A 23989-nucleotide genomic window follows, 5' to 3' on the forward strand; every position below is an offset into this window, starting at 1 on the left:
TTCCATGAATCTGGCGGCGTGTTTGCCAAACAGTCTGGACGTTCATTCAAGATATAAGAGGCACAACTTTGACGCGGGTATTAGTCAATAAATTGGCTATATTTTTTCGATATAAACTTTATGCCAAACTATTGACCTCTTGCCCGCCATCCTAAACACTCGCTTCCGTAATGTCACATTGATATTTAAGTGCTGGCACGTGCCAGAGAGTGTGATGCAGTTCCAAAATGCAACTTTCCGACATACGGTCATTCCGGATGTCATCATCCGATGCAGCGGCACGATCTGCAGTGACTCAAGACAAGTAAATCCTGGAAATTCCAACCATGCGTTTGCACCTGCTCAAGGCTTTACCCTTCGCCCTTGCCGCCAGTTTCGTTCAGGCGCAGTCCCTACCGGAAGCCATGCAACAGGCATTGGATGTCCATCCGGAGATCCAGGCAGGCGTTAACAGTCGATTGGCCGCGGATTATCAATTAAAGGCAGCAAAAGGGGGATACCTCCCAAAGGTCGATCTGCTTGGCGGATATGGTCGCGAAGGCACTGACAACGTCACCACCCGTGGCGCCGGCAACAACAATCACTGGGAAACCCTGACTCGCAGTGAATCGAGCGTGCGGTTGTCGCAAATGGTTTTTGACGGTTTTGCGACGTCGAGTGAAGTGGGGCGTCAACAAGCCACCGTTAATTCCCGCGCTTACTCCTTGCTGGGCACCTCCGAACGCACCGCGCTCACCGTCGCCCAGGTGTATCTCGACGTGCTGACCCGCCGTGAGTTCGTGCGTCTGGCGACCGACAACCTGAAGAACCACGAACGGACTTTCGACCAGATCAAGTTGCGCACCCAGCGTGGCGTGGGCAGTGGCGCCGACCTCGATCAAGCCGAAGCGCGTATGGCCCAGGCTCGCAACAACCTGATCACCGAACAGACCAACCTGGCTGACGCCGAGACCAACTTCCTCAGCGCCGTCGGCCAGATGCCCGATCAGCTGGAGCGTCCTTCCGATTTCATGGCGCTGTTGCCGGCCAACCTGAATGAAGCCCGGGCGCAGATGCTGGAAAACAGCCCTATCCTGCGTTCCGCCGAGTCGGACATCGCCGCTGCCGAGAAGCAGTACGCAGCCGCCAAGTCGACCTTCTACCCGCGTTTCGATGCCGAATTGGGCCGCTCTGCCGACAACGATATCGACGGCCAGAACGGTCACAGCAATGAATGGCAGGCCATGTTGCGCATGCGCTTCAACCTGTATTCCGGCGGCAGCAACAAGGCTGATCTGGAAGCCAAGTCTTACCTGTCCAACCAGGCACTGGACATTCGCAACAACGCCCTGCGTGTGTTGAACGAAGAACTGGGCCTGGCCTGGAATGCCTTGAACAACGCTAACGCCCAAGTACCGATCGCTCAGCAATATGTCGATCGCAGCACCAGCGTGCGTACTGCCTATCAGAAGCAGTTCAGTCTGGGTGAACGCACCTTGCTCGACCTGCTCGACAGTGAAAACGAGCTATTCTCGGCTTCTCGCCGTCTGGCGGAGATCAAGAACATTCAGTTATTTACTCAGTACCGAATCAAGGCGACCATGGGCGAGTTGCTCAAAAGCCAGGGAGTGGTGGCACCGTTGGCATCCGTTGTGCAGAACGACGTGAAGCCCAAGGTTCAACTGCCCGGTATGAACTGAGCAGAACCTTCATTGTTCAATTGTTAGCCAAGAGTGCCGAGCGTGGAATCAGAAGTCAGTCGAGTTCAACTCATTCATGATCCACGCGCGCTGCACGACGATCCATTACTGGACGGCTTGCTGGCTCTTTGCGTCCTGCATCAGAAACCGGCCAGCGCCGCGATGTTGACCACCGGCCTGCCGTTGCCCAAGCAGCGCCTGAGTGTTGAGCTGCTGCCCCGCGCGGCCGCTCGCGCCGGCCTGCAAGGGCGGGTGCTGGTGCGCAAACTGGAGCAGATCCCGGCGATTGCCATGCCGGCGCTGTTGCTGCTCAAGGACGGTCGTAGTGCCGTCCTGCTTGGTTGGCACGGTGACGACCAGGCGCGCCTGCTGCTCAGCGAAAGCGATGGCGGCGAAAGTGTCGTCAGCCGCGAACTGCTGGCCGATGACTACATCGGCAAAGTGTTCTTTGCTCAACCCCAGCACAAATTCGACGTCAATCACGGCACGCTGATCCCGCGCGCGCGCTCGTGGTTCCGCGACACCCTCAAGCGTTCGCGCTGGCTGTACGCCGACGCCATCGCCGCCAGTTTCCTGATCAACATCATTGCCATGGCCGCGCCGCTGTTCGTGATGAACGTCTACGACCGCGTCGTGCCGAACCAGGCCGAATCGACCCTATGGGTCCTGGCCATCGGTATCACCGGTGCTTACCTGTTCGACCTGATCCTCAAAAGCCTGCGCAGCCTCTGCCTCGACCTGGCCGGGAAGAAAACCGACCTGATCATCTCGGCCACGTTGTTCGAGCGCATCGTCGGCATGGCCATGAAGTACCGCCCGGCGCGGGTCGGCAGCTTTGCCCAGAACATCCATGAGTTTCAGAGCCTGCGCGACTTCCTCGCCTCGCTGACCCTCACCAGCCTGATCGACCTGCCGTTTACATTGCTGATCTTCATGGTCATCGCCATTCTCGGCGGGCATCTGGTGTGGATTCCGGTGCTGGCGTTCCCGATTGCCCTGCTGATCGGCTATGCCTTGCAGAAGCCGCTGGTGGCGACCATGGAGCGAACCATGGCGCTGGGCGCCGAGCGGCAGTCGAGCCTGATCGAAACCCTCGCCGGCCTGGACGCTGTGAAGGTCAACAACGCCGAAAGCGAACGTCAATATCAGTGGGAGCAAACCATCGGCACCCTCAGCCGACTCGAGCTGCGGGTGAAAATGCTTTCCGGTCTGGCGATGAACATCACCTTGCTGATCCAGCAACTGGCCGGGGTGATCATGATCGTCTTCGGCGTGTACCAGATCATCGACGGTCACCTGAGCATGGGCGGTTTGATCGCCTGCTACATGCTCAGTGGCCGCGCGCTCAGCCCGCTGGCCTCGTTGTCCGGCCTGTTGACGCGTTACCAGCAAGCGCGGGTGACCATGGTCTCGGTCGATCAGATGATGGAGCTGCCGCAAGAGCGCAACTTCGATGAACGTCCACTGAGCCGCAATGTGCTGCAAGGCGCCATCGAATGCCGGCAGATGAACTTCACCTACCCGAACCAACAGAACGCGGCGCTGAAGAACATCAACCTGACCATCAAGCCTGGCGAGAAAATCGGCATCATCGGGCGCAGCGGCTCGGGGAAAAGCTCCCTGGCCAAGCTGCTCGTAGGCCTCTACCAGCCGGACGATGGCGCCCTGTTGGTGGATGGCGTCGATATCCGTCAGATCGACGTCAGCGAATTGCGCCACAACATTGGCTACGTGGCCCAGGACATCCAGCTACTGGCCGGCACCCTGCGCGACAACCTGGTGTCGGGCGCGCGCTATGTCGAAGACGAAATGGTGCTGCAAGCTGCCGAACTGGCCGGCGTCCACGAATTCGCCCGCCTGCACCCACAGGGTTATGAGCTGCAAGTGGGCGAGCGTGGGCAGAACCTGTCTGGCGGTCAGCGCCAGAACGTCGCCCTGGCCCGTGCGCTACTGCTCAACCCGCCGATCCTGCTGCTCGACGAGCCGACCAGCGCCATGGACAACACCGGCGAAGAACGCCTCAAGCAACGCCTCGCGGTGGTGGTTGAAAACAAAACCGTGGTGCTGGTAACGCACCGGGCTTCGCTGTTGTCGCTGGTGGATCGTCTGATCGTCATCGACCGCGGGCAAATTCTCGCCGACGGCCCGAAAGCCGCGGTGATGGAAGCGTTGAAGAAGGGGCAGATCAGTGTTGCTTAAGTCGGGTTTAAAGAATTCGATCGGCCGTTATTTCAAAGGCTCCGATTCGCTGCATGGCCAGCCACTTCCCGAGGTCAACAAAGCGCTGATCGAAGACGCACCGCGTGTAGTGCGGCTGACCATCTGGGCGATCATTGGCTTCTTCGTGTTCCTGTTGCTCTGGGCCAACTTCGCCGTGGTCGACGAAGTCACCAAGGGCGATGGCAAGGCGATTCCCTCGTCCAAGATCCAGAAAATCCAGAACCTGGAGGGCGGTATCGTCTCCGAGTTGTTCGTGACCGAAGGGCAGATCGTTGAAGCCGGCGCGCCGCTGATTCGCCTGGACGACACGCGATTCGCCTCCAACGTCGGCGAAACCGAGGCCGATCGATTGTCCATGCTGCTGCGAGTCGAACGCTTGAGCGCGGAAGTCGATGACCGCCCGCTGAACTTCCCGGCGGATGTGCTCAAGGCCGTCCCCGGTCAGGCAGCCAGCGAGGAGTCGCTGTACATCAGTCGCCGCCAGCAGTTGCACGATGAAATTGGCGGTTTGGAGGAGCAGTTGATCCAGCGTCAGCAAGAGCTGCGCGAGTTCACTTCCAAGCAGTCGCAGTACCGCAACGGTCTTGCGCTGCAGCGTCAGGAAATCAACATGTCCGAGCCGTTGGTGGCCCAGGGCGCGGTATCGCCGGTTGAAGTGCTGCGACTCAAGCGCGCCGAGGTTGAAACCCGCGGGCAACTGGACGCGACCACCCTGGCCATTCCTCGCGCCCAATCGGCGATCAAGGAAGTGCAGCGCAAAATCGACGAGACTCGTGGCAAATTCCGCAGCGAAGCACTGACTCAACTCAATGAAGCGCGCACGGATCTGAACAAGGCCCAGGCCACCGGCAAGGCGCTGGAAGACCGGGTCAGCCGGACGCTGGTCACCTCGCCGGTGCGCGGCATCGTCAACAAATTGCTGGTCAACACCATCGGCGGCGTGATCCAGCCGGGCAGCGACCTGGTGGAAATCGTGCCGCTGGACGACACCTTGCTGGTGGAAGCGAAAGTACGTCCGCAAGACATCGCCTTCCTGCATCCGGGGCAGGAAGCGACGGTGAAGTTCACGGCGTATGACTACACCATTTACGGTGGGCTGAAGGCTAGGCTTGAGCAGATCGGTGCTGACACCATCACCGACGAAGACAAGAAAAACACCTACTACATCATCAAGCTGCGCACTGACCGCAGCCATTTGGGCACGGATGAAAAGCCGCTGCTGATCATCCCGGGGATGGTGGCTTCGGTGGACATCATTACTGGCAAGAAGACTGTGCTCAGCTACCTGCTCAAGCCGATTATTCGTGCGCGAGCCGAGGCGTTGCACGAGCGGTAATTTCTGTCTGGGGCTGGCGGCCCTTTTTCGTGAGCAGGCGGCGTCAAATGACGTCGTTTGTCAAAAAGTCATATCCCTTTTCGACTTGCCAATTGATTTGAATCAAGCATGCAAGGGTGCAGTAGCGGCATATTGATATCGGCATAAGACCGATACTTCTACTAATAAAGAGACATGCCGCATGCCGCATGCAGATACTTCAAATGTCTTCGCAAAGTCCTGCTGCACGCTTCAACCTTTTTCGCGTGCCGTTGCGATTTCATTCAGCCAGTTATTGACCCCTCATTTCGATCAACTCGACCGCATACGGAAATCGGCTGGGTTTGCCTCGCCGAGCGCCTGATATTTGGGAAGGATCCCAGCCCCTCATCGCTTCCTATTCAGTAGATCACCGCCATGTCGAACCGTAAGGATCTCTCGCAAGTCTTCATCCAGACTCTGGAGCAAAGCGTTGACAGTGTCGTGGTCATCGACAGTCAAAACAGGATCATTCTGTTTAATGAGGCCTCGGAAAAACTCTGGGGATACGGCCGTGACGAGGTCTTGGGCCGAAATGTCGAGCAACTGGTCCCGAAACTGATTCGACCCCTGCACGACAGTTATATCGAAGCGAACCGCCGTACCGGCATCAACAAAATCGTCGGCACCAGTCGCGATGTGCTGATCGAGTGCAAGGACGGCTCCCGGCGATGGGGGTCAATGTCCATTTCCAGGATCGACACTCAGGGGCAGATCCTCTACGCCGCATTTATCAAAGACATTACCCGGCAACATGAAGAGCAGCGTCGGTTGTACCTGTTGTCATTGGTGGTCGATACCACCGAGAACGCGATCATCATCACTGACGCGTCAGGGGCGATCATTTACGTCAATGACGGCTTCACGCAAATGTTCGGTTACATCGCGCAAGACGTTGTCGGCAAGACGCCAATCGAAGTATTGGCGCCCTACTTCACGCCTTCGCGCATCGCAGCGATCCGCCATCAGCTCGTCAAGAATGATGCTTATCATGGGCAGGAATTCGGTTATGACCGAGGTGGCCAACGCGTGTGGTGTAACGTCACCACCTACCCGGTTCACGACCCTCACGGGCACCTGACCAATACCGTGAGTGTGATGATCGATGTGACCCACACACGGATGCATGAAGTGCTGCGCCATAAAATGTTGGAAGCGATGGTTCGTGAAGAGTCGCTGGTAACGTTGATGAACCTGGCGTGTGTGGAAGTGCAGCGAATTGCACCGGAAGTGATTGCGACGGTATTGCGGGTCGATGGGCAGGGGTTGCTGCATACGTTGGCGGCCCCTGGTCTTCCGCCCGCTTACTCCAAGGCGCTGGATGGGACGGCAATCGGGCCCGAGTCCGGTTCTTGCGGGGCAGCGGCGTTCAGTGGCGAATCGGTCATGGTCAGCGACATCGCTTCTCACCCGTTCTGGGAGCAATACCGTGATCTGGCGCTGCCACTCGGTTTGAAGGCCTGTTGGTCAACGCCGATAAAATCCAGCGACGGACGAGTATTGGGCACGTTCGCGTTCTATTACCGCGACGCGCGCGAGCCGAGCCCACTTCACTATTTGCTGGTCGATGCGTGCATCCATTTGTGCGCCCTGGCGTTGGAGCGTGAGGAGTCGCGCCTGCACATACGCCAATTGGCGTTCTATGACGACCTGACGGGGTTGGCCAATCGCAACTTGTTGCATGCCCGGGCCGAACAGGCCATTGCTCAAGCTTCGCGGCATCAATCGAGCCTGGCTGTGGTGTTTATCGATCTGGATCGATTCAAGCAGGTCAACGACTCCCTTGGACACCCCGCCGGGGATGAGTTCTTGCGCGTCATTGCTCATCGATTGTCCGAACGTCGGCGGGAAAGCGATATTGTCAGCCGGCTATCAGGTGATGAGTTCGTTCTGGTCCTGCCGCAGTGCACGTTGGTGCATGCCACCGACTTGATAGAACAGATGAGAGGGCAACTGAGCGCTCCGTGCCAGATCTCAGGCGTGACCCTTAAGCCTTCGGTGAGTATCGGCGTCAGTATGTTTCCAGATGACGGTCGTACGATGGAGGTGTTGCTGCATCGTGCCGATATGGCAATGTATCAAGCCAAGACCAGCGGCCGCGGGCGTGTCTGTTTTTTCAGTGACGGATTGGATCAACTGGCCCAAGGACGTTTGCGTCTAGAGGCCGCTTTACGTGAAGCCATTGATGGCGAAGCCCTGCATTTGGTTTATCAGCCGCAGATTGACCTTGGCGGATCCGAGCTCTATGGCATTGAGGCCCTTGCGCGATGGACTCATCCTCAATTAGGGGAAGTCTCGCCTACGTGTTTTATTCCGCTGGCGGAAGAATGCGGCTTGATCGGTGAGTTCGGCTTATGGGCATTGCGTGAGGCCTGCCGCCAATTGGCGACTTGGCGGCAGCAAGGGCTGCGGGTTCCGACCGTGTCGGTGAACATGTCGCCGACCAATTTCCATAATCGCAATCTGTCGAACATCATCGCCAGGACACTTGAGCAACATGGTTTGCAGGCAAAGGACCTGACGCTGGAGATTACCGAAAGTGTTCTGATGGACACCAACCCCGATACCCTGACCACGATTGAAGAGGTGCATGCGCTGGGCATCAGCCTGGCGATGGATGATTTCGGCACGGGTTATTCCAGCCTGAGTTACTTGCGGCGTATGCCGATCCAGGAACTTAAGCTTGATCGTAGTTTTGTGCATGATCTGGAAAGCGACGCAACCAGTCAGGCACTGAGCGAGGCCGTCATTCGCATCGGCGAAAGTTTGCAATTAAGAGTCGTGGCCGAGGGGATCGAGACATTGGAACAACAGCGCATTCTGCAAAATCAGGGTTACCGGATCGCGCAAGGATTCCTGATCTCCAGACCCTTGGCGGCGGAGGATTTGGGTTGTTGGCTGGAAAAACGCTATGCATTCGTCTGAGTGCGCCAAAAGCCATATCGTTATTCGCTAACGGTATTTAAATTTCAGTTCTTATATCTATAAAGTCATTCTCCTGCGTACCTGCCGACCAATCGGCGCGCCGCACGACACGAACCAACACGGGCCCTCCGTGAGTTTCTTGATCGACGCGCGCGCCCTTGAGCGTGCCGTGCGTGGGAGTGATTTATGTCTGCAGCAACGGCTTTCCCAAGCGCCGCGAACATCGCGCCGCAAACCTTCGACATCCGCCCGTTCAGTGGCGCCGTCGGTGCCGAAATCATCGGCCTCGACCTGTCCCGCCCGATCAATGATCAGGACTTCGCCCGCATCCACCGCGCGCACCTGGATCATCACGTCGTGGTGTTCCGCGACCAGCGCATTACCCCCGAGCAACACATTGCCTTTAGCCGCCGTTTCGGTGTGTTGCAGATCCACGTGCTCAAGCAATTCCTGCTGGCCGGGCACCCGGAAATCCTCATCGTTTCCAACATCATCGAGAACGGCCAATCCATCGGCCTCGGTGACGCCGGCAAGTTCTGGCATTCCGACCTGTCCTATAAAGAACTGCCAAGCCTGGGTTCGATGCTGCACGCCCAGGAGCTGCCGTCCGAGGGCGGCGACACGCTGTTCGCCGACATGCACAAAGCCTGGGACAACCTGCCCGAAGCGTTGCGCAAAGCTGTCGAAGGTCGCTCGGCCGCGCACTCCTACACGGCGCGTTACAGCGAGACCAAATTCGAAGGCAACTGGCGCCCGACGCTGACGCCCGAGCAACTGGCTCAGGTGGCTGAAGTGGTCCACCCGATTGTTCGCACTCACCCGGAAAACGGTCGCAAGGCGTTGTTCGTCAGCGAGGGTTTCACCACGCGCATCGTTGGTTTGCCGGAAGACGAGAGCAAGCAATTGCTTGATGAGCTCTACGCCCACAGCGTGCTGCCGCAAAACATCTACCGCCATCAATGGCAGGCCCACGACCTGGTGTTCTGGGACAACCGTTCGCTGATTCATCTCGCCGCCGGATGCCCAAGCTACCTGCGCCGCAAGTTGTATCGCACCACCATCCAGGGCGACGCGCCTTTCTGATTTGTCGGAGAAACTCTCATGTCCAAACGTCTTCCATTTGCACCATTGGCTGCGGCCATCGGCCTGGGTTTCAGCCTGATCACCGGCAGCCTGGTGGCGCCGACCGTGGCCCATGCTGAAGGTGAAATCCGCATCGCCGAGCAGTTCGGCATTGTTTATCTGTTGCTCAATGTGGTGCGCGACCAGAACCTGATCGAGAAGTACGGCAAGCAGGAAGGCATCGACATCAAGGTCGACTGGACCCAACTCTCCGGCGGTGCGGCGGTCAACGATGCGTTGCTCTCCGGTTCCATTGATATTGCCGGTGCGGGCGTCGGTCCGCTGCTGACCATCTGGGACCGCACCCACGGCAAGCAAAACGTCAAAGCCGTCGCCTCCCTCGGCAACTTCCCGTACTACCTGGTGAGCAACAACCCCAAGGTCAAAACCATCGCCGACTTCACCGAGAAGGACCGCATCGCGGTGCCGGCGGTCGGCGTGTCGGTGCAGTCGCGCATCCTGCAATACGCGGCTGCCAAACAGTGGGGCGACAAGGAATTCAACCGCCTCGACAAGTACACCATCGCCGTTCCGCACCCCGACGCCACGGCGGCGCTGATTGCCGGCGGCACCGAGTTGACCGGGCACTTTTCCAACCCGCCGTTCCAGGATCAGGAACTGGCCAACCCTAACGTCCACGTTGTGCTCAATTCCAATGACGTGCTCGGTCCGAACTCGCCGACGGTGTTGTTCGCTACCGAGAAATTCCGCGACGAGAACCCGAAAACCTATAAGGCGTTCGTCCAGGCACTGACCGAGGCGGCCGAGTTCGCCCAGAACGATAAAGGCGCGGCGGCGGACACGTACATCCGCGTCACCAAGGCGAAAATCGACCGCGCTGCGCTGCTGAAAATCATCGATAACCCGCAGTTCGAATTCAGCGTCACGCCGAAAAATACTTACCCGCTGGCCGAATTCCTTTATCGCGTTGGCGCGATCAAAAACAAACCGGATTCGTGGAAGGACTACTTCTTCCAGGACGCCAAACCGCTGCAAGGGAGCTGACCGAGATGAACGCCCCTTTGCAAGGCCACACGGTCAGCAAACCGATCGCGCCAGCCCAAGCGCTGCTGTCGGTCGACAACGTCAGCCTCGAATACCGCACGCCTCAGCGGGTGGTTCGAGCGACCCATCAGGTCAGTTTTGAAATCGATCCGGCAGACCGCTTTGTACTGCTCGGGCCGTCCGGTTGCGGCAAATCAACGTTGCTCAAGGCGGTCGCCGGGTTCATCCAGCCCTGTGAAGGGGAAATACGTCTTCAGGGGCAAACCGTTCATGCCCCGGGGCCGGACCGGATCGTGGTGTTCCAGGAGTTCGATCAACTGCCGCCGTGGAAAACCGTCAAACAGAACGTGATGTTTCCGCTGCTTGCCTCGAAAACCCTCAAGCGCAAAGAGGCCGAGGAGCGGGCGCTGCACTATCTGGACAAGGTCGGTCTGGCGGCGTTTGCCGATGCCTATCCGCATACGTTGTCCGGCGGCATGAAAGCGCGGGTGGCGATTGCTCGTGCACTGGCCATGCAGCCGAAAATCCTCTTGATGGACGAACCCTTTGCCGCCCTCGATGCACTGACCCGCCGCAAGATGCAGGAAGAATTGCTGCTGCTCTGGGAAGAAGTGCGCTTCACGCTGCTGTTCGTCACGCACTCCATCGAAGAAGCGTTGGTGGTGGGCAATCGAATCCTGCTGCTATCGCCGCATCCGGGACGGGTGCGGGCGGAAGTCCACAGCCATCAATACGACTTGCACAGCCTTGGCGGCGTGGCCTTTCAGGAGTCGGCGCGACGTATTCATCGGTTGTTGTTCGATGAAGGTCAGTCCCCGCAAACCGTGCGTGAGCTGGATTTCTCCGACATCCGCATCGCTTATTGAGCCATTGAGAGGAGTGCCCGATGAGCCTTTTATCATCCCCGCGTGAAGAATTTGAAACGGTGTTGCAGCCGCTGACGAGCGTGCCGCTGGAGCGTGAATTGCCGCTCGCTCAGCGTCTGTGGCAACAATGCTGGTTACGCAAAAGCCTGATCCTGATTTTGCTCGCGGTCCTGTGGGAGGTGGTTGCCCGCGTTCAGGACAACGACCTGCTGCTGCCAAGTTTTCTGCAAACCGCGAGCGCGCTGTACGACGGTTTGCTCAGCGGCGAGTTGCTGGGCAAGGTGTGGATTTCGCTGGTGGTGTTGCTCAAGGGTTACCTGATCGGCATTGTCCTGGCATTTGCCCTGACTACCCTGGCGGTGTCGACGCAGTTCGGCCGCGACCTGTTGAGTACGTTGACCTCGATGTTCAACCCGCTGCCGGCGATTGCTCTGTTGCCGCTGGCGTTGCTGTGGTTCGGCCTGGGGCAGAACAGTCTGATTTTCGTGTTGGTGCATTCGGTGCTCTGGGCGCTGGCGTTGAACACTTATGCCGGGTTCCTCGGTGTCTCGGAAACCCTGCGCATGGCCGGACGCAATTATGGCCTCAAAGGCATGCGTTTCGTGCTGTTCATCCTGATCCCGGCAGCATTACCGTCGATTCTTGCTGGGCTGAAAATCGGTTGGGCGTTCGCCTGGCGCACGTTGATCGCGGCTGAGTTGGTGTTTGGTGCAACCAGTGGCAAGGGTGGTTTGGGCTGGTACATCTTCCAGAACCGTAATGAGCTGTACACCGACAAGGTGTTTGCCGGGTTGGCGGTGGTGATCCTGATCGGCTTGTTGGTGGAAAATCTGGTGTTCAGCACTCTGGAACGGGTGACGGTGAAGCGGTGGGGGATGCAGCGGTAAGATTTGTGGTGACAGGTCTGACGCCATCGCGAGCAGGCTCACTCCCACAGTGATCTTCAGTGGATGCAGACCCTGTATTCGACACATAACCCTGTGGGAGTGAGCCTGCTCGCGATGGGGCCAAGCCAGCTAACACATCAGCCAGGGGATGTTTGCTAGCATTGCGTCTGGATCAATCCAGATCAGCCATGAGTGCTCAGCATGCAACTCCCGGACATGAATTTGTTGGTCGCCCTCGACGCCTTGCTCGACGAGGGCAGTGTGGTAGGCGCCGCGCGGCGGATGAACCTCAGCCCGGCGGCGATGAGCCGGACGCTGACGCGGATTCGCGAGGCCATCGGCGATCCGATCCTGGTGCGCGCCGGGCGTGGCCTGGTGCCAACGCCCAAGGCGCTGGCGTTGCGCGAGCAGGTGCGTGACGTGGTGGAGCAGGCCGCGCTGTTGTTTCGCTCGGCCGATGCGGTGGAGCTGGGCACGCTGCGCCGTCGTTTCAGTATTCGCGCCAACGACTTTTTCGTCGGCGTTTACGGTGGAAAACTCTTCGACACCCTGGATCGTCAGGCGCCGCACTGCGAGCTGCGTTTTGTGCCGGAAGGCGACGGCGATGACGAAGCGTTGCGCGAAGGGCGGATCGACCTGAGCATCAGCAATACCCGACCGCTGACTCCGGAAGTGAAGATTCAGAACCTGTTCTCTACTCATTTCGTCGGCCTGGTTCGCGAAGACCACCCGCTGTTCGATGAGGAGATCACAGCCGAGCGTTACGCCGGGTTTTCCCATATCAGCATGTCCCGTCGCGGCATCGCCCGAGGCCCGATCGATACCGCGCTCAATGCCTTAGGGCTGGAACGGCGGGTGGCGGTGATTGCGCCGAGTTTCCATGCGGCGATGTTTGCCTTGCCTGATTCCGATTTGATTCTGCCGGTGCCCAAGGAAGCCTTGCTGAGCGTCCAGCGCCTGGGCCTGAAGCTGCGCTCGTTTACCCTGCCGATTCCCTTGCCCACCCTAATGCTGACCCAAGCCTGGCACCCGCGTTTCGACAAGGATCCGGCCCATCGCTGGCTGCGCGAAACCCTGAAAGCCTGTTGCGACGAAACGTGGCTGGCGGCACAACCCATTTGAAATTGAACGCTGTCCCCCTGTGGGAGTGAGCCTGCTCGCGATAGCGTTGGATCAGTCAGCATAAATGTTGAATGTTATGGCCCTGTCGCGAGCAGGCTCGCTCCCACAGGGGATTTGTATTGCTGCATGGGGCGCACTTATAAACTGCCAATAAGTCAATTTTCGTAAGGTCTCGCGCTTCTTAAAATGCTTCGGTATTCAAACCCCGGAGCTTGCAGTCATGACTTCCCTCACGGTCACGGCACCTCTCGCCGCGGCCAGCCCGGCTGCCGTCACGCCACCGGTTTTTGGTCCGCGGATCATCATCGGCCTGGTGGGCGTGTTGTTGGCGGTGCTGGTGTCGGGCCTGAACGAGATGGTGACCAAGGTTGCCCTCGCCGACATCCGCGGCGCATTGGCCATCGGCTACGACGAAGGCACCTGGCTGGTCGCCAGTTACACCGCGACCTCGGTGGCCGCCATGGCCTTCGCACCTTGGTGCTCGGTGACGTTTTCGCTGCGGCGGTTCACCCTCTGCGCCATCAGCGCATTCACCCTGTTGGGCGTGTTGTGCCCGTTCGCTCCGAACTATGAAAGCCTGCTGGTCATGCGCACTGTGCAAGGCCTGGCAGGCGGTGCATTGCCGCCGATGCTGATGACCGTCGCGCTGCGCTTTTTGCCGGCCAACGTGAAGCTTTATGGTTTGGCCGGTTACGCCCTGACCGCGACGTTCGGCCCGGGGCTTGGCACTCCGCTGGCCGGGTTGTGGACCGAACACGTCGGATGGCAATGGACCTTCTGGCAAATCATCGCACCGTGTCTGATCGCCATGGTCGCGGTGGCGTATGGCTTGCCCCAGGACCCGTTGCGCCTGGAGCGCTTCAAACAATTCAACTGGCGCGGCGTGCTGCTGGGTTTTCCGGCGATCTGCATGCTGGTGATCGGTATTTTGCAAGGCAATCGGCTGGACTGGTTCGAGTCGAGCCTGATCTGCGGATTGCTCGGCGGTGGGTTGCTGCTGTTAGTACTGTTCCTGATCAACGAATGGTCGCAACCAATGCCGTTTTTCAAGCTGCAGATGCTCGGCATCCGCAACCTGTCGTTCGCCTTGCTGACCTTGGCCGGGGTGTTGGTGGTGCTGCTGGCGGTGATCATCATTCCGTCCAGTTACCTGGCGCAAGTACAGGGTTATCGCCCGGTTCAGACCGCACCCATCATGTTGCTGGCAGCGCTGCCGCAGTTGATTGCGCTGCCGTTGGTGGCGGCGTTATGCAACCTGCGCTGGGTCGATTGCCGCTGGGTGCTGGGGATCGGCCTGAGCATGCTGATGCTGTCCTGCATCGGTGGGTCGCAGCTGACGTCGGTGTGGATACGCGACGACTTCTACGTGCTGCAACTGCTGCAAATCTTCGGTCAGCCGATGGCGGTGCTGCCGCTGTTGATGCTCTCCACCGGCAGCATCAGCCCGATGGAAGGGCCCTTCGCTTCAGCCTGGTTCAACACCGTAAAAGGCCTGGCGGCGGTGATCGCCACCGGTGTGCTGGAGGCGTTGACCACCTCAAGGCTGCATTTCCACTCGGTGATGCTGGTGGACAACCTCGGCAACTCACCCCTGGTCGACACCGACAGCGCGGGCCTTGCCCATCGGCTGCATGAGCAGGCCGTGGTGCTGACGGCCTCGGATCTTTATCTGTGCATGGCCGGCGTCGCACTGGCGCTGATCCTGCTGATTTTCTGGCTGCCGACGCGGATCTATCCGCCGCGCGCGCCGACTTGAATGCTTCACTGAAACAGAAGGTTTTCATGACGACTCAATCAAAGCAAAAAGTGGCCGTTGGCATCGCCGCGGTGGTGGCGCTCGGTGTGCTGGTGTATTGGCTGGCGCCCGGCCTGTTCGGCAAGCGCACGCAACAGAACACCAATGACGCCTTTGTCTCGGCGGACTTCACGCTGGTGGTGCCGCGCGTGGCCGGGTTCATCAAGGAAGTGCTGGTGGAGGACAACCAGCAGGTCAAGGCCGGGCAGCTGCTGGCGTTGATTGATGACCGGGATTTGCGTGCCGCCGCCCAAGCGGCAGACGCTGAAACCCTGGTGGCCAGGGCGCAACTGCAAAATGCCCGTGCGACCCTTGAACGTCAGGCTTCGGTGATCGCTCAAGCCCAGGCCACGGTCGTGTCGGCCAAGGCTGAAATGGCCTTCGCCGAGCATGAATTGAACCGCTACAACCATCTCGCCGGAGTGGGCGCCGGCACGGTGCAGAACGCCCAACAAGCGCGTACTCGCATCGATCAGGCCACCGCGCGGCTGGCTAACGTGACGGCGGTGCTGGCGGCGGAACGCAAACAGGTGGAGATCCTCACCGCCCAGCGTGACGCGGCGGAAGGCGGGCTGAAACGGGCGCAAGCGGCGCTGGAAATGGCCAGCTACGAGCTGTCCTACACACGCATCGTTGCACCTCAGGACGGTATGGTCGGCGAGCGCGCCGTTCGGGTCGGCGCCTATGTCACGCCGGGGAGCAAAATCCTCGCGGTGGTGCCGCTTGCGCAGGCCTATGTGGTCGCCAATTTTCAGGAGACTCAACTGACCGACGTGCAGCCGGGGCAGGACGTGCAAGTGCGTGTCGACAGCCTCGGCGGCCAGGCCCTGAGCGGTCGCGTCGAGAGCATCGCACCGGCCACGGGTGTGACGTTCGCCTCGGTCAAGCCGGACAACGCCACCGGCAATTTCACCAAGGTGGTGCAGCGGATTCCGGTGAAAATCGTCCTTGATCCGGGTCAGCCATTGGCGGAGCGGTTGCGGGTCGGGATGTCGGTGGAGGCGAGGATTGATACTGCCAGTGCCGATAAGCGTGAGGTTGTTCAACGGTGATTATTTTCGGTAGACATCCATCCCTGTGGCGAGGGGGCTTGCCCCCGTTGGGCCGCGAAGCGGCCCCAAAAGCTGCGAGCGCTTCGCACTCGAACGGGGGCAAGCCCCCTCGCCACAAGAGCCGCTTTCCTTCAGTAGCTATTGTGTTGAGTCTGTTTTCACTGAACGCCTGCACCGTCGGCCCGGACTTTCAAAAGCCTCAACCCCAGCAAATCACCGAGTGGTCGAAACCGTCAAAGTCCGCCCCCAGCCAAGCCATCGCCGACACCATGGACGAACGCTGGTGGGACGTCTTCCACGATCCAAAACTCTCGGCCCTGACCCAACGCGCCCTGACCGACAACCTCGACCTGAAACTCGCCAGCAGCCGCTTGCAGCAAAGCCGCGCTGTGCGTCAGGTGATCACCGCCAACCGTTACCCGAACACCGCCGCCACTGGCAGCTACGGGCGTAAACGCAACAGCGGCGAAGGCTTGAACGATCCGTCGGGACACAACGGCGACTCGGCGTATAACTTGTGGGATGGAGGTTTCTCCGCGTCCTGGGAACTGGATTTCTGGGGTCGTGTGCGCCGCGAAACCGAAGCGGCTGACGCGACCCTGGAAGTCGCGGAAAACGACCGGCGCGGCGTGCTGTTGTCGGTGCTCGCAGAAACCGTCCAGGACTACATTCAGCTGCGCGGTGTGCAAAGTACCCGCGCCGTCACTGAGGAGAACCTCGACGTCGCCCGCCACAGCCTGAAACTCTCGCAACTGCGCCTGGCCGACGGTGTCGCCACCGACCTGGATGTCGCCGAGGCCGCCGCCCAGGTAGCGGCCATCGAATCGCGCCTGCCCGCGCTGGAGCAGCGCCAGTCGCAACTGATCAACGCCTTGAGCCTGTTGATGGGCGAGCCGCCGCAAGCGCTGTCTGCCGAGTTATCCACAGACGCCCCGGTGCCGCAAACCCCGCGTCAGGTCGCTATCGGTCTGCCGTCGCAACTGGCCGAACGCCGCCCGGACATCCGCCAGGCCGAAGCCCGCCTGCATGCCGCGACCGCGAACATCGGTGTGGCCAAGGGTGATTTCTATCCGCGAATCACCCTGTCGGGCAACATCGGTTCGCAAGCCATGCAACTCAGCGATTTCGGCTCCTGGGGCTCGCGCTCTTTCGGTATCGGCCCGCAATTCAGCTTGCCGTTGTTTGACGGCGGTCGTCTGCGCGGCGTGCTGCACTTGCGCGAAGCCCAACAACAGGAAGCCGCCATCGCCTACCAGCAAACCGTGCTGCGCGCCTGGCATGAAATCGACGATCAACTGACCGCCTACAACGCCAGCCAACTGCGCCGCGACAGCCTTGCCGAAGCCGTGCGCCAGAACCAGATCGCCCTGCGCACCGCGCAGCAGCAATATGTGGAAGGGGTGGTGGATTTCGTTAACGTACTGACGGTGCAAGGCGCGCTGTTGGCGACTCAGGAGCAGTTTGTGGAGAGTTCGACCGGGGTGTCGCTGGCGATGGTCGGGTTGTACAAGGCGTTGGGTGGGGGATGGGAGTCGGTGTATCCGTTGGCGGATATTGTTACCAATAATCCGGTTTGATCGCCGGAGTCTTACGGGTAGGTACCTTGTCTGGAAACTGGTGTGACCGCAGCTCTTCTGCAGAGATGACTCTGCGCATCCAATGGGAATGTTCCTTCAGCGAGCCTGGTGGGGTTCGTTTGAACCCTGTTCTGTACGGAAGAACGACACCCACTGTCATTTGGGGAAAGTCTTCTCGGATAGCTCTCAGCGCGGGGGCCATGTCTGTATCCCCGGAAACTAAAACCAGTTGTTGGATGCCTTCAGCACCATTGACCTTGGCTTGTCTGGCTGCTGCGCGATACATGCTTATTGCAATATGGACGTCGGTTTCCTTTTCCTCGAGCTTCCATATGGCAGTTGTATCTTGGCGTGAGGCGCCGATCTTCTTGTTGATAAATCGGGGTGCGCGCGCAGGTTCAAGTTGGTGGCGACCATAATGAACGGCAACATTGTGAGCCCTCAGGGCACGGACGTAAGTGTCTTGAGCCTCTTTGGAAACGATGCCGCGAGTAGCCAGCTCTGGTTTAACCGAGGATGTGAAGTAGTCAATTGAGGCTAGCGAGCTCTGAGGATTTTCAATATGGGCGATATGCGCCAGTAACTGCGGCAGATTTAGCCATTTGTAAGGTGTGTCTGCCAGCAACCCGTAGAACACGTTGTAGCCATCAACAAAGAATGCAGTGCGCACAAATCCAATCCTCAGAAACGAAAAAACCGGCCGAAGCCGGTTTTTTCACCCCAACTGCCAGAGAACTGAATCTCTGCGTACGGGGTTGAGTAGTGCGCTGATCCTAAATTGAGTGCGTTACGCACGTCAACCATCGAGTCATCAAGGCTCCGCTCAACTGGATCTTTTCCAGCTCCGGCGAGCCAGTTTTGTGCAGTTGCCGGGGCGAGGGTCAAGGCGTGAATTGCCTCATCTGTTAATGATTGTTACGACAGAAGGTAAGACGTGATGCAGGGCTAGCAACAGCGCAAAACGTCTATCACTCTCTTCAATTTTGACTGAGCGATGGTTCCCAATTTCGTGTGGGATTTGGTACCCAGCCCTCATGGCGGAAAGATTAATTTCAGCACTCTGAAAATTTTGTCCTTTTTGAAACATTACATTTCTATCCAATAACGCCCATCCGCTTGACGCCCACCCACGCTGTCATAGACTCCGCTCATCCGTCAGGGAGTTACGGTTATGCGGCGTGTTCGTGTGTGGGTTATTGGATTGACCTTGGTAACGTGCGCAGTCCAGGCGCAAACGCCTGCGCCCGACGATCCGCTGCTGGACAGCAGCGCCAGTGCAAACGTCAGCAGTGAGGCCCGTGGCGTGCTGCGTGCCCGGGATCAGGCGGTGCTCGCCAGTGAGTTGTCCGGACGTATTGTCGAGTTGCCGTTCAGTGAGGGCGAGTCGTTCAAGAAGGGCGACACCCTGGCGCGTTTCGATTGTTCGGCTTATCAAGCCCAACTCAATGCGGCCCAGGCTGCCAGCCGTGGCGCCGGTGAAGAGCTGTCCCACAACAAGCAGTTGGCGGCGTTGAATTCGGTCGGGCGTTTTGAAGTGGCGCGGGCCGCGGCCAAGGTCAGTGAGACTCAGGCGCAATCCCAGGTTTATCAGGTTCAGGTCAAACGCTGCAGCGTGCTGGCGCCGTTCGATGGCCAGGTTGTCGAGCGCAAGGTCAAGCGTTATGAAAGCGTCGCTGCCGGCACGCCGTTACTGGACGTGGTCGACAACCGTACCCTGGAAATTCATCTGCTGGTGCCGTCGCGCTGGATGTCCCGGCTCAAGCCTGGCCAGACCTTCAGCTTTGTTCCCGATGAAACCGGTCAGCCACTGAATGCCACGGTTAAACGCCTCGGCGCGCGGATTGACGAAGGCAGTCAGACCTTGCTGTTGGTGGCGACGCTTCCCAGCGCCAACGGTTTGCTGGCCGGCATGAGTGGCACTGCACGTTTCGCGGAGCTTAAATGAACGCGCCCGTCGCGGGCGGCGCAGAGCAAGTATTCGCAAGGTTTCTGGATCTCGAACGCCTGACTCGCGCCGCTCGTACGCCTGTGCAATTGGCCTATAGCCTGGTCAATGACGGTCAGGCGCTGTTCGGCTTTCGCCACGCGGCGCTGGTGATTGCCGGTAAGGTGCAGGCCGTGACGGGCGTCAGTGCGGTGGAGCCGAATGCGCCATTCGTGGCGTTTGTCGAGCAGGCCGTGGCGCAGTTGTTCAAGCGCGAGATGCTGAAACAGGCGCGGGTGATTCCGCCGAATGTTCTTGGCGAATCGATTCGGGCGGACTGGCAAAGTCTTTGCGCCGCTCAGGTGTTCTGGCTGCCACTGATCGATCACCAGGGCGAGGTATTTGGCGGTTTGTGGTTGGCGCGGGATCTGCCGTGGAATCCTTCCGAGCAAGTGTTGCTGTCGCAATTGGGTGACACCTACAGCCATGCCTGGCTGGCATTGCAACCGCGCAAACCGTGGCGACTGCGCTGGACGCGAAAACGTCAGGTAGCGCTGGTCGCGGTGGTGTTGCTCGGGCTGCTGATTCCGGTGCGGCAATCGGTGCTGGCGCCGGCCGAGGTTGTTCCGCTGGGTGGCCGAGTCGTTGCGGCGCCGCTGGACGGGGTGATCGCCGAATTCCTGGTCAAACCCAATCAGACGGTGAAAGCCGGCGACCTGTTGTTGCGCTTTGAAAGCACCACGCTCAGGGCCCAGGCCGATGTGGCCGCGCGCGCCTTGGGCGTTGCTGAAGCTGAGTTGAAGGCCAATTCCCAACGCTCGTTCGCCGATGCTGAATCGAGCTCGAAAATCGATCTGCTGGCCGCACGCGTCGAGCAAAAACGTGCTGAACGGGATTACGCCCGTGAACTGCTCAAACGCAGCGAAGTGCGCGCCGAACGGGCCGGTATTGCGGTGTTCGCCGACGCGGAACGCTGGACCGGTAAACCGGTGCAGACCGGCGAGCGGCTGATGGAAATCGCCGACCCGACCCAGGCTGAGTTGCGCATCGAACTGGCGGTGGGCGATGCGATTTCGCTGGAGCCAGGCGCGCAAGTTGCGCTGTTTCTCGACAGTGACCCATTGCAACGGCATTTGGCCCGACTTGAACGCGCAGCTTACGAAGCACAACCCACGGCCGGCGGGCAGCTGGCTTATCGTCTCGACGCCAGTTTCCAGCAGACGCCACCGCGCATCGGGCTGCGAGGCACGGCGAAAGTCTTCGGTGACCGTGCGCCGCTGGCGCTGTACCTGTTACGTAAACCTTTGGCCGGTTTGCGCCAGAGCGTAGGGCTTTAGATGAGCCTGCCGAACCTGCGCGCAGATTTGCAGCTGACGCCTGCATCACCAGCGCTCGATGGCTCGCCACGCTGGACCCTGGCCGATCCGGTGCGCGGTCGCTATTTCAAACTCGGCGTGGCGGCGATGCGCCTGCTGCGCCATTGGTCCTTGGGTGATCCCGAGCAAGTACTGCGTGCCGCCAACCGTGAGCCAGGCTTGCCGCTGGATAGCGCGGAGCTAGAGCAATTGCTGGCCTTTTTGCGCAGCCACGACCTGATCACCGCCCTGGATCCGCAACAGCGCGCCAGTTACAGCCTCAAAGCGGCCGCTCAACGCCAGTCGCTGTGGCAGATCTTGCTGCACCAATACCTGTTTTTCCGTATTCCGCTGTGGCGCCCGGACGCTTTTCTCAATCGCGCCTGGCCATGGCTGCAGCGCTTCGGTCCGCGCGCGTTGCGCTACGGCTTGCCAGTGACGCTGGGGCTCGGCGTGTTTCTGGTGTCCCGGGACTGGCAGCGCTTTATCGCGACCTTCCCGCATCTATTCAGCCTCGGCGGCGCGCTGGCATTCGGCGTGGCGTTGTTCTTTGCCAAGCTCTGCCACGAGTTCGGTCACGCCTTCATGGCCAAGCGCGCCGGTTGTCGGGTGCAGAGCATGGGCGTGGCGTTCATGGTGTTGTTGCCGATGTTTTACACCGATGTCAGCGATGCCTGGCGGGTCAATGATCGTCGTGCGCGGCTGCTGATTGGCGCCGGTGGCGTGCTGGCGGAATTGCTGTTGGCGAGCCTTGCGCTGCTCGCCTGGTCGCTGCTGCCAGACGGTCCCGGACGCACGGCGGCGTTCATGCTCGCCAGCGCTACCTGGATGACCACGCTGGTGATCAACCTCAACCCGTTCATGCGCTTTGATGGCTATTTTTTGCTCAGTGACTATTGGCAAGTCGACAACCTTCAAGCGCGAGCCTTTGCCCTTTGTCGTTGGCGCTTGCGCGAGTTTTTATTCGGTTACGGCGCGCCGGCACCAGAGCCTTGGTCGCCGAAGATGCAACGGCGTTTGCTGATCTGGGGTTACGGCGCGTGGCTGTGGCGTGCGGCGTTGTTTTTCGGGATTGCGCTGGCGGTCTACCACTTGTTCTTCAAGGTATTGGGGATTTTCCTGATGCTGGTGGAACTGGTGTGGTTCATCTTCCTGCCGATCATGAGTGAGTGGCGGCAATGGTGGGCTCGTCGCGAACAGGCGTATGCGCCTCGGGTGCTGCTCACTGGCCTGGCCCTGTTTGGGCTGTTGCTGATGCTGGTCGTGCCGTGGCGCAGCGCCGTGGAGTTGCCGACGATGCTGGAGGCTGGCCGCGCCAGTGCCTTGCACGCGCCCGTCGCGGCGCGGGTCAAAACGGTAAATGTTCACGATGGTGAAGCGGTTGTCCAAGGCCAGGTGTTGATTGAGCTGGAATCCCCGGATCTGGATTCGCGCCAGGCCATCGTCCGTCGTGAAATCCAGATCCAGCAGTTGCAGATGCGCCGTCAGGCCAGCCGCAGTGAAACCGCCGCCGACGCCGGAATCGTCGAACAGCGCCTGGCCGAAGCGGTCGCCGAATACCGAGGCCTGGCCGCCCAGCGTGAGCGCCTGCTGCTGCGGGCGCCCCATGCCGGCAAGGTGCGTGATCTGTTGCCGCAGTTGGCGGTCGGTCGCTGGTTGTCGAGCAAAGATCCGCTGGCGCGGGTGGTCGAAGACGGCGCGCGGTTACGCGGGTATCTGGCCGAAGTCGAGCTCTGGCGTGTCGCCACGGGCGCCAGCGGGCGCTTCATCGCCGACGATCCGATGCACCCGGCGATTGCCGTGCAATTGAGTGAAATCGACACCAACGGCGCGGAATTTGTCGATCAGGAAGCGTTGACCTCTGATCACCATGGACCGATTGCCGTGCGCCGGGATCAGCATCAAAGAGCGGAGCCGGTACAGGCGCAATATGGGGCGCGGTTGAGCGTCCTCGAGAACGTACCGACCCCGATGCAACCCTTGCGCGGCATTGTGGTGTTGCAGGGGCGCGGCGAGTCGTTGCTGGGTGTCGCCTGGCGGCGGTTGGCGGCGCTGGGCGTAAGGGAAAGCGGTTTTTAGGGAGCGCAACGAAACCGTGTTACCCGCAGGCTGGCAGTGTTGCATTGAACCTGTAACCAAAATCGCGTTTTTCAGACGATTTAGCTTCGATTTGATATCAAAACACCATTACCCGTAAGGCTGTTCATGGTCTACGCTCCCTCATACATAAAGGACTGACCAGGGTGAAGGGATTGCCACAGTTCCATTTTATTTCCGGCTTGCCGCGCTCAGGCTCGACCCTGCTTTCTGCGATCCTTTTGCAGAACCCGCGTTTTCATGCCGGCATGACCAGCCCCGTTGGCGCCCTGTTTTCCGGGGTTCTGGAACAGTGCAGCGCCGGCAGCGAGTTCGGTGCGGTGATCGATACCGATCTGCGCCGTCGTTTGCTTCGCGGTCTGTTCGATTCCTTCTACGCCGACAAGGCCGACAAACCGGTGGTGTTCGACACCAATCGGTTATGGAGCTCGCGCCTGCCGGCCATCCGCGATCTGTTCCCGCAAGCCAAGGTCATTGCCTGCGTGCGCAATGTCGCCTGGGTCATGGACAGCATCGAGCGTTTGTATCGCGCCAACCCCTATGAAAACACCAAGCTGTTCGGCGATGCGGTCGAGCGCAACACGGTCTACAGCCGTTGCGAAACCCTGGCCCAGCGCAATCGCCTGGTGGGGTTTGCCTGGGCAGCGCTCAAGGAAGCCTATTACGGCGAACAGGCCGACTCATTGCTGATTGTCGATTACGACCTGTTGAGCCAGGCACCGGAACGGGTGATGCGGCTGGTCTACGACTTTATCGGCGAGCCCTGGTTCGAACATGATTTCGACCATTTGGCCTACGACGCACCGGAGTTCGACCAGGCCCTCGGCCTCTCAGGGCTGCATAAGGTGAAGGCCAAGGTCCAATTGCAATCCAGGCGAACGATCCTGCCGCCGGATTTGTTCAAGCAGTACGCCGAGTTGTCTTTTTGGCTCGATGGCTCAGCCAGCGCCGCCAATGTCATTCGTATGAAGGCCGACGCCGCGATCAGTTGATCGCGGCGTTTTCATTG

At 59.6% G+C, this 23989-nt stretch carries 17 protein-coding genes; 16 read left to right on the plus strand and 1 reads right to left on the minus strand.

Translation table 11 applies throughout. The annotated features are described in order from the left end of the window. The first annotated feature begins 326 nt into the window (after positions 1-326). The 12 genes from BLW70_RS05950 to BLW70_RS06005 all read left to right on the plus strand — a co-directional run bounded on the left by BLW70_RS05950 (position 327) and on the right by BLW70_RS06005 (position 17604). Positions 327-1679, plus strand: coding sequence for a TolC family outer membrane protein (locus tag BLW70_RS05950; protein WP_074872416.1), 1353 nt, complete (start codon positions 327-329; stop codon positions 1677-1679). Between the two features lie 42 nt (positions 1680-1721). After that, positions 1722-3878: a type I secretion system permease/ATPase gene (locus BLW70_RS05955; protein WP_074872418.1), complete on the plus strand. Its 2157-nt coding sequence runs from the start codon at positions 1722-1724 to the stop codon at positions 3876-3878. Then, the gene (locus tag BLW70_RS05960) at positions 3868-5235 is read left to right on the plus strand and encodes an HlyD family type I secretion periplasmic adaptor subunit (protein WP_074872420.1); all 1368 of its coding nucleotides are present in this window, start codon (positions 3868-3870) and stop codon (positions 5233-5235) included. Before BLW70_RS05955 ends, BLW70_RS05960 begins: the two co-directional genes overlap by 11 nt. Positions 5236-5631: 396 nt before the next feature. Then, entirely contained in the window at positions 5632-8178 is a 2547-nt protein-coding gene (locus BLW70_RS05965; RefSeq protein ID WP_074872421.1) for an EAL domain-containing protein, read from the plus strand. Positions 8179-8364: 186 nt separating this feature from the next. After that, the gene (locus tag BLW70_RS05970; protein WP_074872423.1) at positions 8365-9261 is read left to right on the plus strand and encodes a TauD/TfdA dioxygenase family protein; all 897 of its coding nucleotides are present in this window, start codon (positions 8365-8367) and stop codon (positions 9259-9261) included. An 18-nt stretch (positions 9262-9279) separates the two neighbouring features. Beyond that, positions 9280-10305: an ABC transporter substrate-binding protein gene (locus BLW70_RS05975; RefSeq protein ID WP_074872425.1), complete on the plus strand. Its 1026-nt coding sequence runs from the start codon at positions 9280-9282 to the stop codon at positions 10303-10305. A gap of 5 nt (positions 10306-10310) precedes the next feature. Beyond that, positions 10311-11171, plus strand: a complete 861-nt coding sequence (locus BLW70_RS05980) for an ABC transporter ATP-binding protein (RefSeq protein WP_074872427.1) — start codon at positions 10311-10313, stop codon at positions 11169-11171. Positions 11172-11191: 20 nt separating this feature from the next. Next, complete coding sequence (locus BLW70_RS05985) at positions 11192-12058, plus strand: ABC transporter permease (RefSeq protein WP_074872428.1); 867 nt, start codon at positions 11192-11194, stop codon at positions 12056-12058. Positions 12059-12259: 201 nt separating this feature from the next. Then, positions 12260-13180 (plus strand): LysR family transcriptional regulator, encoded by a 921-nt coding sequence (locus BLW70_RS05990; protein WP_074872429.1) that lies wholly within the window; start codon positions 12260-12262, stop codon positions 13178-13180. 220 nt (positions 13181-13400) lie between these two features. Then, positions 13401-14936 carry an MFS transporter gene (locus tag BLW70_RS05995; protein WP_074872431.1) on the plus strand — a complete coding sequence of 512 codons (1536 nt, stop codon included), beginning with the start codon at positions 13401-13403 and terminating at the stop codon, positions 14934-14936. A gap of 26 nt (positions 14937-14962) precedes the next feature. After that, on the plus strand, positions 14963-16027 hold the full coding sequence (locus BLW70_RS06000; RefSeq protein WP_074872432.1) for an HlyD family secretion protein: 1065 nt from the start codon (positions 14963-14965) through the stop codon (positions 16025-16027). 143 nt (positions 16028-16170) lie between these two features. After that, on the plus strand, positions 16171-17604 hold the full coding sequence (locus BLW70_RS06005; RefSeq protein WP_413037938.1) for an efflux transporter outer membrane subunit: 1434 nt from the start codon (positions 16171-16173) through the stop codon (positions 17602-17604). Here the strand turns inward: BLW70_RS06005 and BLW70_RS06010 are convergent. Next, the gene (locus BLW70_RS06010) at positions 17585-18274 is read right to left on the minus strand and encodes an NYN domain-containing protein (RefSeq protein WP_074872434.1); all 690 of its coding nucleotides are present in this window, start codon (positions 18272-18274) and stop codon (positions 17585-17587) included. The genes BLW70_RS06005 and BLW70_RS06010 overlap by 20 nt on opposite strands. 501 nt (positions 18275-18775) lie before the next feature. Here BLW70_RS06010 and BLW70_RS06015 point away from each other — a divergent pair. The 4 genes from BLW70_RS06015 to BLW70_RS06030 all read left to right on the plus strand — a co-directional run bounded on the left by BLW70_RS06015 (position 18776) and on the right by BLW70_RS06030 (position 23972). Beyond that, positions 18776-19549, plus strand: coding sequence for an efflux RND transporter periplasmic adaptor subunit (locus BLW70_RS06015; protein WP_074872436.1), 774 nt, complete (start codon positions 18776-18778; stop codon positions 19547-19549). Further along, the gene (locus BLW70_RS06020; protein WP_074872437.1) at positions 19546-20865 is read left to right on the plus strand and encodes an efflux RND transporter periplasmic adaptor subunit; all 1320 of its coding nucleotides are present in this window, start codon (positions 19546-19548) and stop codon (positions 20863-20865) included. Before BLW70_RS06015 ends, BLW70_RS06020 begins: the two co-directional genes overlap by 4 nt. Beyond that, on the plus strand, positions 20866-22962 hold the full coding sequence (locus tag BLW70_RS06025; protein ID WP_074872439.1) for an efflux RND transporter periplasmic adaptor subunit: 2097 nt from the start codon (positions 20866-20868) through the stop codon (positions 22960-22962). 164 nt (positions 22963-23126) lie between these two features. Further along, positions 23127-23972 (plus strand): sulfotransferase family protein, encoded by an 846-nt coding sequence (locus BLW70_RS06030; RefSeq protein ID WP_074872441.1) that lies wholly within the window; start codon positions 23127-23129, stop codon positions 23970-23972. Positions 23973-23989: the final 17 nt, after the last annotated feature.

Origin of the sequence: Pseudomonas frederiksbergensis, from assembly GCF_900105495.1 — a bacterium.
GTDB lineage: Bacteria > Pseudomonadota > Gammaproteobacteria > Pseudomonadales > Pseudomonadaceae > Aquipseudomonas > Aquipseudomonas frederiksbergensis.